Source organism: Amycolatopsis sp. NPDC098790 (genome assembly GCF_044759945.1).
GTDB lineage: Bacteria > Actinomycetota > Actinomycetes > Mycobacteriales > Pseudonocardiaceae > Amycolatopsis.
In genome coordinates this window covers 428,312-441,545 of record NZ_JBIWAI010000005.1, presented here as the reverse complement: position 1 = coordinate 441,545, position 13,234 = coordinate 428,312, and the positions used below count along the sequence as shown (strand labels likewise).

At 70.8% G+C, this 13,234-nt stretch carries 14 protein-coding genes; 8 read left to right on the top strand and 6 right to left on the bottom strand.

Annotation, left to right across the window (positions count from 1 at the left end; all coding sequences use genetic code 11):
• Positions 1 to 27: 27 nt before the first annotated feature.
• Entirely contained in the window at positions 28 to 645 is a 618-nt protein-coding gene (locus tag ACIQWX_RS35625) for a TetR/AcrR family transcriptional regulator (RefSeq protein WP_400880829.1), read from the bottom strand.
• A gap of 94 nt (positions 646 to 739) precedes the next feature.
• On the opposite strand from ACIQWX_RS35625, the gene ACIQWX_RS35620 reads away from it, so the two are divergent.
• Together ACIQWX_RS35620 and ACIQWX_RS35615 are read left to right on the top strand one after the other, a co-directional pair.
• The gene (locus ACIQWX_RS35620) at positions 740 to 1,891 is read left to right on the top strand and encodes an acyl-CoA dehydrogenase family protein (RefSeq protein WP_400880827.1); all 1,152 of its coding nucleotides are present in this window, start codon (positions 740 to 742) and stop codon (positions 1,889 to 1,891) included.
• A gap of 13 nt (positions 1,892 to 1,904) precedes the next feature.
• On the top strand, positions 1,905 to 3,041 hold the full coding sequence (locus ACIQWX_RS35615; protein ID WP_400880825.1) for a CaiB/BaiF CoA transferase family protein: 1,137 nt from the start codon (positions 1,905 to 1,907) through the stop codon (positions 3,039 to 3,041).
• Between the two features lie 8 nt (positions 3,042 to 3,049).
• Here the strand turns inward: ACIQWX_RS35615 and ACIQWX_RS35610 are convergent, their stop codons facing one another.
• Positions 3,050 to 3,580: a GNAT family N-acetyltransferase gene (locus tag ACIQWX_RS35610; protein WP_400880823.1), complete on the bottom strand. Its 531-nt coding sequence runs from the start codon at positions 3,578 to 3,580 to the stop codon at positions 3,050 to 3,052.
• 284 nt (positions 3,581 to 3,864) lie between these two features.
• Positions 3,865 to 4,638: a crotonase/enoyl-CoA hydratase family protein gene (locus ACIQWX_RS35605; RefSeq protein ID WP_400880822.1), complete on the bottom strand. Its 774-nt coding sequence runs from the start codon at positions 4,636 to 4,638 to the stop codon at positions 3,865 to 3,867.
• Positions 4,639 to 4,754: 116 nt separating this feature from the next.
• Between ACIQWX_RS35605 and ACIQWX_RS35600 the strand changes: the two genes are divergently transcribed.
• The 5 genes from ACIQWX_RS35600 to ACIQWX_RS35580 all read left to right on the top strand — a co-directional run bounded on the left by ACIQWX_RS35600 (position 4,755) and on the right by ACIQWX_RS35580 (position 8,291).
• A complete protein-coding gene (locus ACIQWX_RS35600; RefSeq protein ID WP_167379779.1) occupies positions 4,755 to 4,910 on the top strand; it encodes a hypothetical protein in 156 nt (51 codons plus the stop codon).
• 360 nt (positions 4,911 to 5,270) lie between these two features.
• Positions 5,271 to 5,753: a helix-turn-helix transcriptional regulator gene (locus tag ACIQWX_RS35595; protein ID WP_364445927.1), complete on the top strand. Its 483-nt coding sequence runs from the start codon at positions 5,271 to 5,273 to the stop codon at positions 5,751 to 5,753.
• 123 nt (positions 5,754 to 5,876) lie between these two features.
• A complete protein-coding gene (locus ACIQWX_RS35590) occupies positions 5,877 to 6,791 on the top strand; it encodes a lytic transglycosylase domain-containing protein (protein ID WP_400880819.1) in 915 nt (304 codons plus the stop codon).
• A 732-nt stretch (positions 6,792 to 7,523) separates the two neighbouring features.
• Entirely contained in the window at positions 7,524 to 7,922 is a 399-nt protein-coding gene (locus tag ACIQWX_RS35585; RefSeq protein ID WP_400880817.1) for a hypothetical protein, read from the top strand.
• Between the two features lie 24 nt (positions 7,923 to 7,946).
• On the top strand, positions 7,947 to 8,291 hold the full coding sequence (locus ACIQWX_RS35580; RefSeq protein ID WP_284741204.1) for a DUF3817 domain-containing protein: 345 nt from the start codon (positions 7,947 to 7,949) through the stop codon (positions 8,289 to 8,291).
• On the opposite strand, the gene ACIQWX_RS35575 is transcribed toward ACIQWX_RS35580, so the two are convergent.
• Entirely contained in the window at positions 8,269 to 9,693 is a 1,425-nt protein-coding gene (locus ACIQWX_RS35575; RefSeq protein WP_400880815.1) for an MFS transporter, read from the bottom strand. The genes ACIQWX_RS35580 and ACIQWX_RS35575 overlap by 23 nt on opposite strands.
• 136 nt (positions 9,694 to 9,829) lie before the next feature.
• Between ACIQWX_RS35575 and ACIQWX_RS35570 the strand changes: the two genes are divergently transcribed.
• A complete protein-coding gene (locus tag ACIQWX_RS35570; RefSeq protein WP_400880814.1) occupies positions 9,830 to 10,390 on the top strand; it encodes a TetR/AcrR family transcriptional regulator in 561 nt (186 codons plus the stop codon).
• A 19-nt stretch (positions 10,391 to 10,409) separates the two neighbouring features.
• On the opposite strand, the gene ACIQWX_RS35565 is transcribed toward ACIQWX_RS35570, so the two are convergent.
• Both ACIQWX_RS35565 and ACIQWX_RS35560 read right to left on the bottom strand, forming a co-directional pair.
• A complete protein-coding gene (locus ACIQWX_RS35565) occupies positions 10,410 to 12,002 on the bottom strand; it encodes a cation acetate symporter (RefSeq protein ID WP_400880812.1) in 1,593 nt (530 codons plus the stop codon).
• A complete protein-coding gene (locus tag ACIQWX_RS35560; protein WP_400880810.1) occupies positions 11,999 to 12,436 on the bottom strand; it encodes a DUF485 domain-containing protein in 438 nt (145 codons plus the stop codon). The genes ACIQWX_RS35565 and ACIQWX_RS35560 overlap by 4 nt, the downstream gene beginning before the upstream one ends.
• Positions 12,437 to 13,234: the final 798 nt, after the last annotated feature.

Here is a 13,234-nt window from a genome sequence, read left to right as displayed (position 1 = left end):
ATTCCCGCCCTTGCGGTGCCCCGCTGGTCAGCTTGGCGCAGTGGCTGCGTCCTGGTAGAGCAGGACGGCGATCCGCTTCCACTCTTCGAGCAGCTGACGGCGCCGGTTCGGGTCGCCGCCGAGCTCGGCGTCCAGCGCCAGCCCGCGGGTCAGGTTCACGGTGAGCCAGAACAGCATCTCCGCGCGTTCGGGCGGCAGCTCGCCGGCGACCTGGGTGACGTGCTCGAGGGTCGCGCGGCCGAGGGCGCGGTCGACCGGGCGGATGGCCGCGCGCAGCTCGGGGTCGGTGCGGGCGGCGACCCACAGCTCGGTGACGGCGGTGGAGAGCGTGCCCGAGTAACCGGTCCAGAGCAGGTCGATCGCCGCGGCGACGCCGGTGCCGCCGCTGGGCAGCTGGTCCAGCGACGTGGCGAGCTGGCGCCGCAGCTTCGTCGTGAGGTGCTCGACGGCGGCCGCCATCAGCTCGGCCTTCGCGGTGAAGTGGTGCTGCACGGCACCCTTCGACACGCCCGCCCTGGCGCAGATCTCCTGCACCGACGTGCGTGCGTAGCCGACGTCGACCAGGCAGTCGATGGTCGCGTCGAGCAGCGCGGTGCGGGTCTGTTCGCGCCGCTGCGCCTGGGTCCGGTGCGCCGTCTCGGTCACCGCGGCCTCCCTGCTTTACCTACAGGCCGGTACGGATGTACATTCCGCAGAGAACTTACATGCTGATCGTCATGTTTTCCAGCAGGAGGGTCCCGTGCCGCTGCAACTCCCGAAGAGCTCCTGGATGACCACCGAGCTCGAAGACCTCCGCGAGCTGTCGCGGTCGTTCCTGCAGAAGGAGGCCGTGCCGCACCAGGAACGCTGGGCGGCCGAGAAGAAGGTCGACCGCGAGTTCTGGACCAAGGCCGGCGAGGTCGGGCTGCTCTGCCTGTCCGTCCCCGAGGAGTACGGCGGGGGCGGCGGCACGTTCGCCCACGAAACCGTGCTCTACGAAGAGCAGGCCCGCGCCGGCGACAGCGCGTGGGGCGTGACCGTCCACAATGGAATCGTCGCGCACTACCTCAGCGCGTACGCCTCCGAAGAGAAGAAGCGCGAGTGGCTGCCCAAGATGGCCACCGGCGAGTTCGTCGGCGCCATCGCGATGACCGAACCCGGCACCGGCTCCGACCTGCAGGGCATCAAGACGCGCGCGGTGCGCGACGGCGACCACTACGTCATCAACGGCGCGAAGACGTTCATCACCAACGGTTTCCACGCCGACCTGGTCGTCGTCGCGGTGAAGACCGACCCGAACGCGGGCGCGCAGGGCGTCTCGCTGATCGTGGTCGAGACGGACACGCCGGGCTTCCGCCGCGGCCGCGTCCTCGACAAGGTCGGCCTCAAGGGCCAGGACACCGCCGAGCTGTTCTTCGACGACGTCCGCGTGCCCGCCGCCAACTTGCTCGGCGACGCCGAGGGCCAGGGCTTCTTCCAGCTGATGCTGCAGCTGCCGCAGGAACGGCTGATCATCGCCGTCACCGCGGTGGCCGGGCTGGAGGCCGCGGTCGACCTCACGCTCGAGTACACCAAGGAGCGCACGGCGTTCGGCAGGCCGATCTTCAACTTCCAGAACACCAAGTTCACCCTCGCCGAGGCGGCCACCGAAGCCGCGGTGTCGCGCGCGTTCCTCGACCAGTGCATCGAACGCCACCTGCGCGGTGAGCTGGACGTCCAGGGCGCGGCGATGGCCAAGCTGTGGACGACCGAGCGCGTGAACAAGGTGATCGACGACTGCGTGCAGCTCTTCGGCGGCTACGGCTACATGACCGAGTACCCGATCGCGCGTGCCTGGGCCGACGTCCGCATCTCCCGGATCTTCGGCGGCACCAGCGAGATCATGAAGGAAATCATCTCCCGCTCGCTCTGAAAGGACCCCGGTCATGAAAGCAGGTCCGCTCAGCGGCCTGAAGGTGGTGGAGCTCGCCGGTCTCGCGCCGGGACCGTTCGCCACGATGATCCTCTCCGACCTCGGCGCCGACGTCGTCCGCGTCGACCGCGCGCAGCCGGGGGAGGACGTGCTCGGCATCCAGACCGACCCGCTCGCCCGCGGCCGCCGGTCGGTCGGCATCAACACCAAGACGCCCGAAGGCGTCGAGCTGGTGCTGAAGCTGTGCGACACCGCCGACGTCCTCATCGAGGGCTTCCGGCCGGGCGTCGCCGAACGGATCGGCCTCGGCCCGGACGTCGTGCACGCCCGCAACCCGCGGCTGGTCTACGGCCGGATGACCGGCTGGGGCCAGGACGGCCCGCTGGCGAAGGCGGCCGGGCACGACATCAACTACATCGGCATCTCCGGTGCGCTCGAGCCGATCGGGCGCGCGGGCGAGCGGCCGGTGCCGCCCCTCAACCTCGTCGGCGACTTCGGCGGCGGCGGGCTGCTGCTGGCGATGGGCATCCTGGCCGCGCTGTACGAGCGGAACGCGTCCGGCCGCGGCCAGGTCGTCGACGCGTCGATGGTCGACGGCGCCGCGTTGCTCACCACGAGCCTGCACGGCATGGCCGCGGCCGGGCTGTGGGGCGGCCCCCGCGGCGACAACATGCTCGACGGCGGGGCCCCGTTCTACGACACGTACGAGACCGCGGACGGCAAGTACGTCGCCGTCGGCGCGATCGAGATGCGGTTCTGGGGCGACCTGGTGAAGGTCCTCGAACTGGACCCGGAGTCGTTGCCGCTGCACGTGGACAAGACGCAGTGGCCGCGGCTGCGCGAAATCCTGGCGGGGGCGATCGGCAAGTACACGCGGGACGACCTCGTCGCGCGCGCCGAGGGGACGGATGCGTGCCTGACGCCGGTGCTGGCGCCGGGCGAAGCGGCGTCGCACCCGCACAACGCGGCGCGCGGGACGTTCGTCGAGATCGGCGGGATGGTCCAGCCGGCCCCGGCACCGCGCTTCGACCGCACGCCGCCGTCGACGCCGGAAGCCCCGCGTGCCAAGGGATCCGACACCGAAGAGGTGCTCGCGGAACTGGGCGTCACGGATCTGGCGGCGCTGCGTTCGGCGGGGGCGATCGCTTAGCTCTTCGCTTAGTTCTTCGCCAGGTCGGAGCGCACGACCGAGTAGATGACGTGGTCGCGCCATTCGCCGTCGCGGAAGTCGTAGCCGCGAAGGATTCCTTCGCGCGTGAAGCCGGCTTTCTCGAGCGAGCGCTGTTCGGCGCGGTTGCCGACCTCGGTCGTCGCTTCGACCCGGTTGAGCTGGGTGTGGGCGAAGAGGTACTCGACGAGCAGGCGCTGGGCTTGGGTGCCGTAGCCGTGGCCGCGCGCTTCGGGGGCCAGGACGAGGCCGGCGTTCCAGCAGTAGGACGCCGGCCCGCTCCGGCTGCGGTGCCAGGAGACGAGCCCGAGGACGCGGCCGCCGAGCGTCGGGACGAGCATGCCGGTCTCGGCGGTGAGCATGCCGGTCTCCAGCCACCGGCGGCGCAGGTAGCCGGGATCGTGCCAGCCGAACCACTGGTGCTCCCCGGCGCCGACGGGATCGTTGGTCAGACGTTCCAGGAGGTCGAGATCGCCTTCGGCCACGGGCCGCAGCACGACTCTGTCGACGTCGTCGTCCATCGGGCGACCTTATCGGCCGCTTGACCGGAAATTGCGAGGAGCCGGGTGATCCAGCCGGTCCGGTGACGCGCCGTCGCACACGGTGAGCTGAAGGGCACCTTCATGGCATGAGGCGGGCTGAAGGGCACCTTCCTTGCACGAGATGCGCTGAAGGTGCCCTTCAGCTCGCGTCAGCCGAAGCTGCCGTGCCGGCCCGCGCCGCCCGCAAGCCGAGCTTTCGCCCCGCATCAGCCGAAGCTGCCGTGCCGCCCCGTCCTGCTCGCGAAGGCCGCCTTCAGCCCGCGTCAGCCGAAGCTGCCGTGCCGGCCCGCGCCGCCCGCGAAGCGGGCCGCGCCGTCGACCGCTTCCGTCGCCAGCACTCCCGCGCCCATCGCCGCGCCGAACTCCGCCGCCACCGCGTCCTCTTCGGACTTCCCCCACTGCTCCAGCGCCGACATCCGGTCGCCCCTCATGCACGCCTGCGGGAACGCCGCGAGCTGCCGCGCCAGCTCCTGTGCCGCCGCGACCGCCTCGCCCGCCGGCACCAGCCGGTTCGCCAATCCGATCGCGAACGCCTCCTCCGCGTCCACCGCCCGGCCCGTCAAGATCAGGTCCATCGCCCGCGACTGCCCGATCAGCCGCGGCAGCCGGACCGTCCCGCCGTCGATCAGCGGCACCCCCCAGCGGCGGCAGAACACCCCGAACACCGCCGTCGCGTCCGCGACCCGCAGGTCGCACCACAGCGCCAGCTCCAGCCCGCCCGCCACCGCGTGGCCGTGCACCGCCGCGATCACCGGCTTGCCGAGCCGCAGGCGGGTGGGGCCCATCGGGCCGTCCCCGTCCGGGTGAGTGCGGTTCATCCGGTCGGTGCCGATCGCCTTGAGGTCCGCGCCCGCGCAGAACGCGCCACCCGATCCGGTGAGGACCGCGACCGCGGCTTCCGGGTCCGCGTCGAACGAACGGAACGCCTCGGCCAGCTCGGCCGCGGTCGGCCCGTCGACGGCGTTGCGGGCGGCCGGGCGGTCGATGGTGATCGTCGTCACCCCGCCGTCTCGCGAGACCAGGACGTTGGGCGCCATCGCCGCTCCTCGGGGGTTGATCAGGGTGTCTTCCGGGCACGCCTTGCCTAGAGTATGGGCGTGGCCACTCCCAGGACGGGCGCGGCGAGCCGGGGAGGAAGCCGATGTCGAGCGGCATGAAGAAAGTTCTCATCGTGGGCGTCGTCGCGCTCGTGCTCTTCTTCCTGATCACCCAGCCCAACCAGTCCGCCGACTTCGTGCACCGCGTCCTCGGCTGGCTCAAGGACGGCGCCGAAGCCATCGTCACGTTCTTCCGGTCGCTCTTCTCCTGACCCGCGCACCCCTCTTGACCGGCCCCGCGAACCGCGGCGCCGGTCGTCACCCTGTGTGTTAGCGGACGGTAAATCACTGTGTGTCACGAATCTCGGATTTCGGACCGAACACTCGACCATCCGGGTGGATTGCGGCCGAAAACGCGCAGGTCGGCGAATTCGTCGCTGCCGGGGTCTGGCGAAGGAGACCACCCCGGCCCTACGGTGCTCACATTGCGTGATCGGGTGGTTCGCCATCCCCCCGGAGACCCCCGGTACGCAGGCAGTTTCCACTCAGCAAGGTGCAGGTTGGTGCGTGCGGCACCACCGCGTGGGACAGGCGTCAGGGCCTGTCCGTCGGGGACCTACAAGGAGGCAGGGATGACCGGAGATCCCGGAGTGGACGCGCTGATCCGGCAATGGGCAGCCGAGCGCGAGCAGACCCCCGAAGAGCAGGAGGTCGACCGGATCGCGTCCGCGTGGCTGGCCGACGCGCCGGCTCAGGCCCCGGGTATCCCCGGCCAGCGAGCCCGGACCGGGCAGTCGCGGTTCGTCCCCGTCGAGTCGGCCGATCCCGGCTACCTCGCCGCGATGCGCAGCAGGCTGCCGGACGTGCCCGAAGAGCTCCTCACCGCCGCCGCGGGCTGGTGGCAGATGGTCGGCGGCGTCGCCGAGGCCGAGGAGTGGTGGGACGCCGGCATCAGCCCGCTCGACCAGCGGGCCCTCGACTACCGGGCGGCCGGGCTGGCACCGTCCGACCTGAGCCGCCGGCTCGGGCCGATGACCGTCCTGCAGCACCTGCGCCGCGGCAGTGCCCCGGCCTGGTGCGTCGCGCGGCTCGCGCGGCAGCAGAAGTCCGCCTGACGAGACGTTTTCCACTCGGCCGGGTGAACCGGCGCGGTGAGACGATGGCGACGGCCCGCGTAACGCTAACCTGCGCGGGCTCGTTGACACTTCGTCGACACCACGCTGGAGGACCGGAGTTTCGTGCGCACGAGTAGCGGTAAGAACGAGGACGACCCGATCGACGCGAGCGTCGAGGAAGCCGCCCCCGCGGAACCGACACCGGCGCCGCGTTCTTCCGGAGCGGCCGTGCTCACCCGGCTGGTCGTGGTCCTCGCCGTGCTGGCCGTGGCCGGCGGCGGGGTCTGGCTCGTGACCCGCGCCGCGACGCCGGACGCGAGCCCGCTCACCACCGAAATCCCCGCCCTGCAGGTCAAGGCGGCCGACGTCCGGCCGGGTTCGGTCGCGCCGGCCGGCGGTGCGGTCGCGGGCGGGGCCGAGCAGCAGACGTCACCCCAGCAAGCGCGCAGCACCGGCCCGGCGACGCTCTCGCAATGGGCGAGCCAGGTCGCGGCGGCGTCCGGCGTCCCGGCGCGGGCGTTGCAGGCGTACGGCAACGCGGAGCTGGCGATGCGCGCGGACCAGCCGAAGTGCAAGATCTCGTGGGCGACGCTGGCCGGCATCGGCCGCATCGAGTCCAACCACGGCCAGTACGCGGGCGCGGTCCTGGGTGCCGACGGCCGCCCGTCCAAGCCGATCATCGGCGTCCCGCTCGACGGCTCGGCGGGCGTCCAGGCGATCGGCGACACCGACGGCGGCCGCTACGACGGCGACCCGGCTCTCGACCGCGCGGTCGGCCCGATGCAGTTCATCCCGGGCACGTGGCGCAAGTGGGCCTCGGACGGCAACGGCGACGGCCTCGGCGACCCCCAGCAGATCGACGACGCGGCCCTGGCGGCGGCGCGGTACCTGTGCGCGGGCGGCCGGGACATGGCGAGCCCGAGCGGGTGGTGGGCGGGGATCCTGTCGTACAACAACTCGACGGAGTACGCGCAGAAGGTGTTCGGGCTGGCGGACGGGTACGCGAAGGCGGCCCAGTCGGTGCGCAAGCAAGGCTGATTTTCGATGCCGGGCCCGGGGTGTGCAAACCCCACCCTTCCCTGGGGGCTGACCCCGATCCAGTCTACCGACGGCCACCGACGAAGTGGCCGGCCGCGGCCGAGTTGTCCACAACCGGCGGGTGCTGGGGACAACCGTCCGGCGGGGGCTGGGGCCAACCGACCTGCGCCCGCCGAAATATCCGCCGGGTCCTGAGCGGCGCGATTCAGCCCTGGCAGCAGCCAGGACTTGGAGGTCGCGAAAGTCGCATTCGGGACGTGGGAGGTCTCGAATGAGGCATTCGCGGCACGGCCGCGGCCTCCGGGCTGCCGAGGAGGAGCGCCGTTCCGGCTTGAAGCGCGAGCTGCGCCCTGAGCAGAGAGGGGAATGAGCACGCGCGACTTTGCCGGAACCCCACCCTCCCCGGGGGCTGACCCCGATCCGGTCTACCGGCGGCCACCCGACGAAGTGGCTGCCCGCGACCGAGCTGCCCACAACCGGCGAGGGGCTGGTGACAACCGTCCTGCGGGGGCTAAGCACAACCCCTCCGGCGGGGGCTGAGCACAACCCGTCCGGCGAGGGCGGGGGAGAACCGTCCGGCGAGGGCCGGGGACAACCGTCCGGCGGGGACTGGGACAACCGTCATGGCGGTGGCAAGGGGCGGTAAAGCACCGCCGATCCGGGCTGAGAGCCGGGCCACCCCGGTCGCGCCTCGGCCACCACCCCTCGGCCGCCCAGTGCTACTTTCGAACCGTGCCAGCTTCCCCGCCACCGGCCGCGTCCCCCTGGGGGCGGCGGATCGCGATCGTCGCGACCTGCCTGGTGAGCCTGCTCGTCTGCTGCGGGCTCGCCTGGTGGCAGTGGGACCGCTTCACCTCCGCGAACGGCACCTTCCAGAACCTCGGCTACGTCCTGCAGTGGCCGCTGTTCGGGCTGTTCCCCGCCTTCATGTTCTGGCGGATCCGCAAGCTCCGGCTGAAGGCCGAAGCCGACGGGACCGCGGGCGAGACGCCGAAGCCGGCCCCGGTCGCCGAGGTGCCCGCTCCCCGTCCCCGCCCGGACGCGCAGGTCACGGACGAGGACGAAGAGCTGGCCGCGTACAACCGGTACCTACGCGAGCTGAACGCCCGCGACCAGCAGGCCGCAGAGTAAGGCCAGCACAGTGAGGACGACCCGATGACCACCAGCACCGAAGGTGCCGCGCAGACCGCGGTGCCGCTCACCGGCCCCCTGGTCCGGTTCCGCACCGCCGCCTACGTCACCGGCGTCGGCCTGCTCGGCCTGTGCTTCGTGATGGTGCTGCGGTACGGCTTCGACAACCCGACGCCGTCCGCGGTGTACTCGCCGATCCACGGCGTCCTCTACATGATCTACCTGGTGCTGACCATCGACCTCGCGATCAAGGCCCGCTGGTCGATCAAGGGCACCGTGCTGGTGCTGCTCGCCGGCTGCGTCCCGTTCGTCTCGTTCCTCGTCGAGCGCCGGGTGACGCACAAGGTCAAGGCCGGGCAGAAGCTGTAACCCGCCGGAACGTCAGCGCCACCAGCACCGTGCCCGCGGCGAACACCGCGGCCGTCGCGAACGCCGACGTCATCCCGTCGACGACGAGCTGGTTCCCCGTCGCGCTCGACGACCGGGTCACCGAGCCGAACACCGTGATCAGCACGCCGAGGCCCAGCGTGCTGCCGACCTGCTGCATCGTCTGCAGCACGCCACCCGCGGCGCCGGCGTCCTCGGCCGGCACCGTGGCCATCACGATCACGTTCAGCGGCGCGAACGCCAGCCCGCCGCCGAGGCCCATCAGCAGCAGCGGCCCCAGCAGCGCCGGGAAGTACCCGCTGTCCGTGGTGAGCATCGCCAGCCAGAGAACCCCGGTGAGCATCAGCAGGGACCCCGTGACGGACAGGGGCTTCGGGCCGTACCGGGGGAGCAGCCGCGGCACGAGCCGGCTCATCGTGAAGATCAGCGCCGCCATCGGCAGGAACGCGAAGCCGGTGGCCAGCGCCGCGAAGTGCCGGATGTCCTGCATGAACTGCGTGAGGAAGAAGAACATCGACATCATCGCCATCGGCCCGAGGAAGAAGTTGACGTAGGCGGCGCTGCGGTTGCGGTCGGCGAACAGCCGCAGCGGGACCAGCGGCATCGCCGTCCGGGCCTCGATCGCGACGAACCCGGCCAGCAGCGCGAGGCCGCCGGCGAGCGAGCCGAGTGTCACCGCGTTGCCCCAGCCGCCGGACGCGGCGTGGGTGAAGGCGAACACGAGCGAGCCGACGCCGAGGGTGCCGGTGACCGCGCCGGGCAGGTCGAGGTGGGCCCGCCGGCGTTCGGGCTCCGGGACGAACCGCGGCGCGAGCAGCACGATCGCGAGGCCGAACGGGACGTTGATGAACAGCGCCGCGCGCCACGAGATCCACTCGGTGAGCAGGCCGCCGACGATCAGGCCGATGGCGAAGCCGCCGCTGGACATGGCCGAGAACAGCGACAGCGCGCGGACGCGGGCCTTGGCTTCGGTGAACGTCGTCGTGACCAGCGCCAGGGTGCTCGGACCCGCCATCGCGGCGCCGACCCCCTGCAGGACGCGGGCGGCGATGAGCAGCGCGGCCGAGTCGGCGAGGCCGCCGGCCAGGGACGCGAGGGTGAACAGGGCGGTGCCCGCGACGAACATCCGGCGCCTGCCGAACAGGTCGCCCGCCCGGCCGCCGAGCAGCAGCAGGCCGCCGAAGACGAGGCTGTAGGCCGTCATCACCCAGGACAGGCCGGTCGGGGTGAACCCCAGGTCGGCTTGGATGCGCGGGAGCGCGACGTTCATGACCGTCGCGTCGAGGATGAGCATGAGCTGGCAGGTCAGGATGATGGCCAGGACCAGCCCGCTGCGGCGGGCCGGGGCAGGCTCGACCGCACGGTGGATCGTTTGCTGGGACAAGGGATACTCCCCCGAGGAGTAAGAGAGAGAAGCGGAGAATTTCTCCGCTTGCGTGCGATCCGATAATATGGAGAGTGTCTCCGGATGCGCAAGTGAATTCGGAGAATCTCTCCGGTTGAGTGGCGAGGAGGCCGGGATGCCGGGTGCGGACTCGGAGCGTCCGATGCGGGCGGACGCGCGGCGCAACTACGAACGCATCGTCGCGACGGCGAAGGACCTCTTCACCGCGCACGGGGCCGACGTGCCGCTCGACGACGTTGCGAAGAAGGCGGGCGTCGGCGCGGGCACCCTGTACCGGCATTTCCCGACGCGGGAGAAGCTGTTCGAAGCGGTCTACCGGGACGAGATCGAGGTGCTCGCCGACCGCGCGCACGTCCTGCACGACGAGCTGCCGCCGTGGGAGGCCCTCGAGGCGTGGCTGGGGGAGCAGGTCGCGTGGGTCGTGGAGCGGCACAAGCTGGCCACGATCCTCAAGGAGTCGATCGACGCGGGTTCGGAGACCTTCCGGTACTGCCAGGTGCGGCTGCGCGAGGCGGTCGGGGTGCTGGTCGACGGCGCCGCGGGGCTGATCCGGCCCGACGTCGCGGGGGCCGACGTGCTCCGGCTGGCGCACGGCGCCGGGATGGCCGTGCGCAACTGCAGCCCGGAGGACGGCAAGCGCGTGCTGACGGTGATCCTGGACGGCCTGCGCGCGTGACGCAGGCCGTCCGAGGGCACTAGCTGCCGATCCCGGTGAGGGACCGGACCTCCATCTCGGCGTGCTTGTCCGCGTCCGCCTTCGGCCGGCCGACGAGGGTGCCGACGAACCCGCAGAGGAACGAGAACGGGATCGACACCAGGCCCGGGTTCTTCAGCGGGAACCAGGCGAAGTCGATGCCCTTGAAGATCGAGTCCGGCGAGCCGGAGACGACCGGCGAGAACAGCACCAGCAGCAGGCACGCGATCAGGCCGCCGTAGATGCCCCACAGCGTGCCGGTGGTGTTGAACCGCTTCCAGAACAGCGAGTACAGCAGCGTCGAGAGGTTCGCCGACGCCGCCACCGCGAACGCGAGCGCCACCAGGAAGGCGATGTTCTGGCCGTTCGCCAGCACGCCGCCGACGATGGCCAGCACCCCGACCACGATCGCGGTCAGCCGCGCCACCCGGACCTCGTCCGCCGGTTCAGCCTTGCCCTGCTTGAAGATGTTGGCGTAGACGTCGTGGGCGAAGGACGCCGACGCGGTGATCGTCAGGCCGGCGACGACCGCGAGGATCGTCGCGAAGGCCACGGCGGCGATGATGCCCAGCAGCAGCGTCCCGCCGACGTGCAGGGCCAGCAGCGGGGCCGCCGAGTTCTCCCCGCCGGGCGCGGCCTTGATCTCGTCCGCGCCGACCAGCGCCGCCGCGCCGAAGCCGATCACCAGCGTGCACAGGTAGAAGAGGAACATGCACGCCGTCGCCCAGACGACGCTTCGCCGCGCCTCGCGGGAGTTCGGCACCGTGTAGAAGCGCATCAGCACGTGCGGCAACGCGGCCGCGCCGAGCACCAACGCCAGTGCGAGCGACACGAAGTCGAGCTTGGTCGTGCCGTTCTTGCCGTACGAGCCGCCCGGCTCGAGGAGCTTGTCGCCGAGCGGGCTGTTCTCCGCCGCCGAGGAGAGCAGGTTGGAGAACGAGAAGCCGAACTTGCCGAACAGGAACACCGTCAGCAGCGCCCCGCACAGCAGCAGGATGGTCGCCTTGATGATCTGCACCCACGTGGTGCCCTTCATCCCGCCGACCAGCACGTACAGCACCATGACCAGGCCGACGACGCCGATCACCAGCGCCTGGCCGAGCTTGGAGTGGACGTTGAGCAGCAGCGCGACCAGGCCGCCGGCGCCCGCCATCTGCGCCAGCATGTAGAAGAAGGAGATGACCAGGGTCGACGTCGCCGCCGCCGCGCGGACCGGGCGCTGCTTCATCCGGAAGCTGAGGACGTCGCCCATCGTGAACCGGCCGGTGTTGCGCAGCAGCTCGGCGATCAGCAGCAGGTCGACCAGCCAGGCGACGAGGAAGCCGATCGAGTAGAGGAAGCCGTCGTAGCCGTGCATCGCGATGGCGCCGGCGATGCCGAGGAACGACGCCGCCGAGAGGAAGTCGCCCGACAGCGCGATGCCGTTCTGGCGGCCGGTGAACGCGCTGCCGGCGGCGTAGTAGTCGGCCGTCGAGGAGTTCCGGGAGCTGGCCCGGTAGACGACGTAGAGCGTGATCGCCACGAACAGGGCGAACACGACCGTGTTGACGAGGGGGTCGCTGGCCGGCGTGCCCTCGGCGGCGAGCGCGGTCATCGGCGGGTCCCTTCCGGCAGGCCCGCGCGGGCCCGCAGCTCGGCGACGCGCGGGTCGACGTGGCGGCGCGCGTAGCGGAGGTAGAGCCAGGTGACCAGCGCGGTGCTGGCGAACTGGCCGATGCCGAGCACGATGCCGACGTTGACCTGGCCGAACACCTTGCGGCTCATGAAGTCGTGGGCGTACGCCGCGAGCAGCACGTACGTCATGTACCAGGCGAAGAAGGCGAAGCTCATCGGGAAGACGAAGCCCCGGAACCGCCGCCGCAGCGAGACGAACTCGGGGCTGGCCTGGATCCCGGCGTAGTCGGGGCCCGTCGGGGGAACGGGCCGTCGGTGCTGGGCGCCGGGCGGGCGGTCTCCGGTGAACAGGGCCGGCATCTGGCCGGTCTCCTCCATCGGGTTGCCCGCCGCGGGACGCGCGACGTCGTACATGGGTGCCTCCGGCAGGGTGCCTCCGTGGTGGCGGACCCCGGGAACGCCCGTTCGGGCGGGGTGCCGGGCCGCCCTTGCGGACTGCGAGGCGAACATCGTAACTAGGCCGTCCGGCGGACACCGGAGGCGGCCGGTCGATCTCCGGGACTGCTGAGCAGTGGTATTCGATTTCCCGTCGAATGCGTCGAATACCCGTTCGCTGCAAGATCACGGGCAGATCACCCGTCATGATGAAAAGAATTGTGACGCGTCGTTGTCGCATCCGGCCTACGCTGCGGCGAACGGGGGAATCGCCCTGGACGATCGTCCAAATCGATCACGCAGAGTGGCGGAAGGGCGGGTTGTCGCGCCGGAGAGTGTCGCCCTCGTGTGGGCGTGGCGGGGAAGATCCACTGGTCAACGCGCGGTCTCGAAAGAAATCACCAGGTCGGGGTGTGTCGGCGCGGAACGCCACAACATCGGGCACATCTTGAGACTTGACCCACCCGATGGGGGTACAGAGTGTAGATCGTCCGAGGTACTATGCTGCCCTGCATGGGCTAATCGGGTGACGGCCGGATGCCTGGGTGAGACGCGTCCGGTAACCGGAATTCCCTCTTCGGGGGCAGTGAGGTCGAATGTCGAGGGCAGTTCCCGGCCCGGAAAGCACTTTTCGCAGGTCAGCGCCCGAGTGGGGAACAAAATTGACCGGCCGGGCATCGGGGGTACGATTCTTTGGCCCAGCTGACCACAGCGATCGATTGGCACCGATAAAGTTGATCTCGACGACCGTGCAGAACGCAAGTTGCGCCGTGCACG

Excerpts from the sequence above, each read along its gene's own strand:
- ACIQWX_RS35615 (WP_400880825.1), top strand. The coding sequence starts at position 1,905 with ATGAAAGCAGGTCCGCTCAGCGGCCTGAAGGTGGTGGAGCTCGCCGGT.
- ACIQWX_RS35610 (WP_400880823.1), bottom strand. The coding sequence starts at position 3,580 with ATGGACGACGACGTCGACAGAGTCGTGCTGCGGCCCGTGGCCGAAGGC.
- ACIQWX_RS35605 (WP_400880822.1), bottom strand. The coding sequence starts at position 4,638 with ATGGCGCCCAACGTCCTGGTCTCGCGAGACGGCGGGGTGACGACGATC.
- ACIQWX_RS35600 (WP_167379779.1), top strand. The coding sequence starts at position 4,755 with ATGAAGAAAGTTCTCATCGTGGGCGTCGTCGCGCTCGTGCTCTTCTTC.
- ACIQWX_RS35595 (WP_364445927.1), top strand. The coding sequence starts at position 5,271 with ATGACCGGAGATCCCGGAGTGGACGCGCTGATCCGGCAATGGGCAGCC.
- ACIQWX_RS35580 (WP_284741204.1), top strand. The coding sequence starts at position 7,947 with ATGACCACCAGCACCGAAGGTGCCGCGCAGACCGCGGTGCCGCTCACC.
- ACIQWX_RS35570 (WP_400880814.1), top strand. The coding sequence starts at position 9,830 with ATGCCGGGTGCGGACTCGGAGCGTCCGATGCGGGCGGACGCGCGGCGC.
- ACIQWX_RS35565 (WP_400880812.1), bottom strand. The coding sequence starts at position 12,002 with ATGACCGCGCTCGCCGCCGAGGGCACGCCGGCCAGCGACCCCCTCGTC.
- ACIQWX_RS35560 (WP_400880810.1), bottom strand. The coding sequence starts at position 12,436 with ATGTACGACGTCGCGCGTCCCGCGGCGGGCAACCCGATGGAGGAGACC.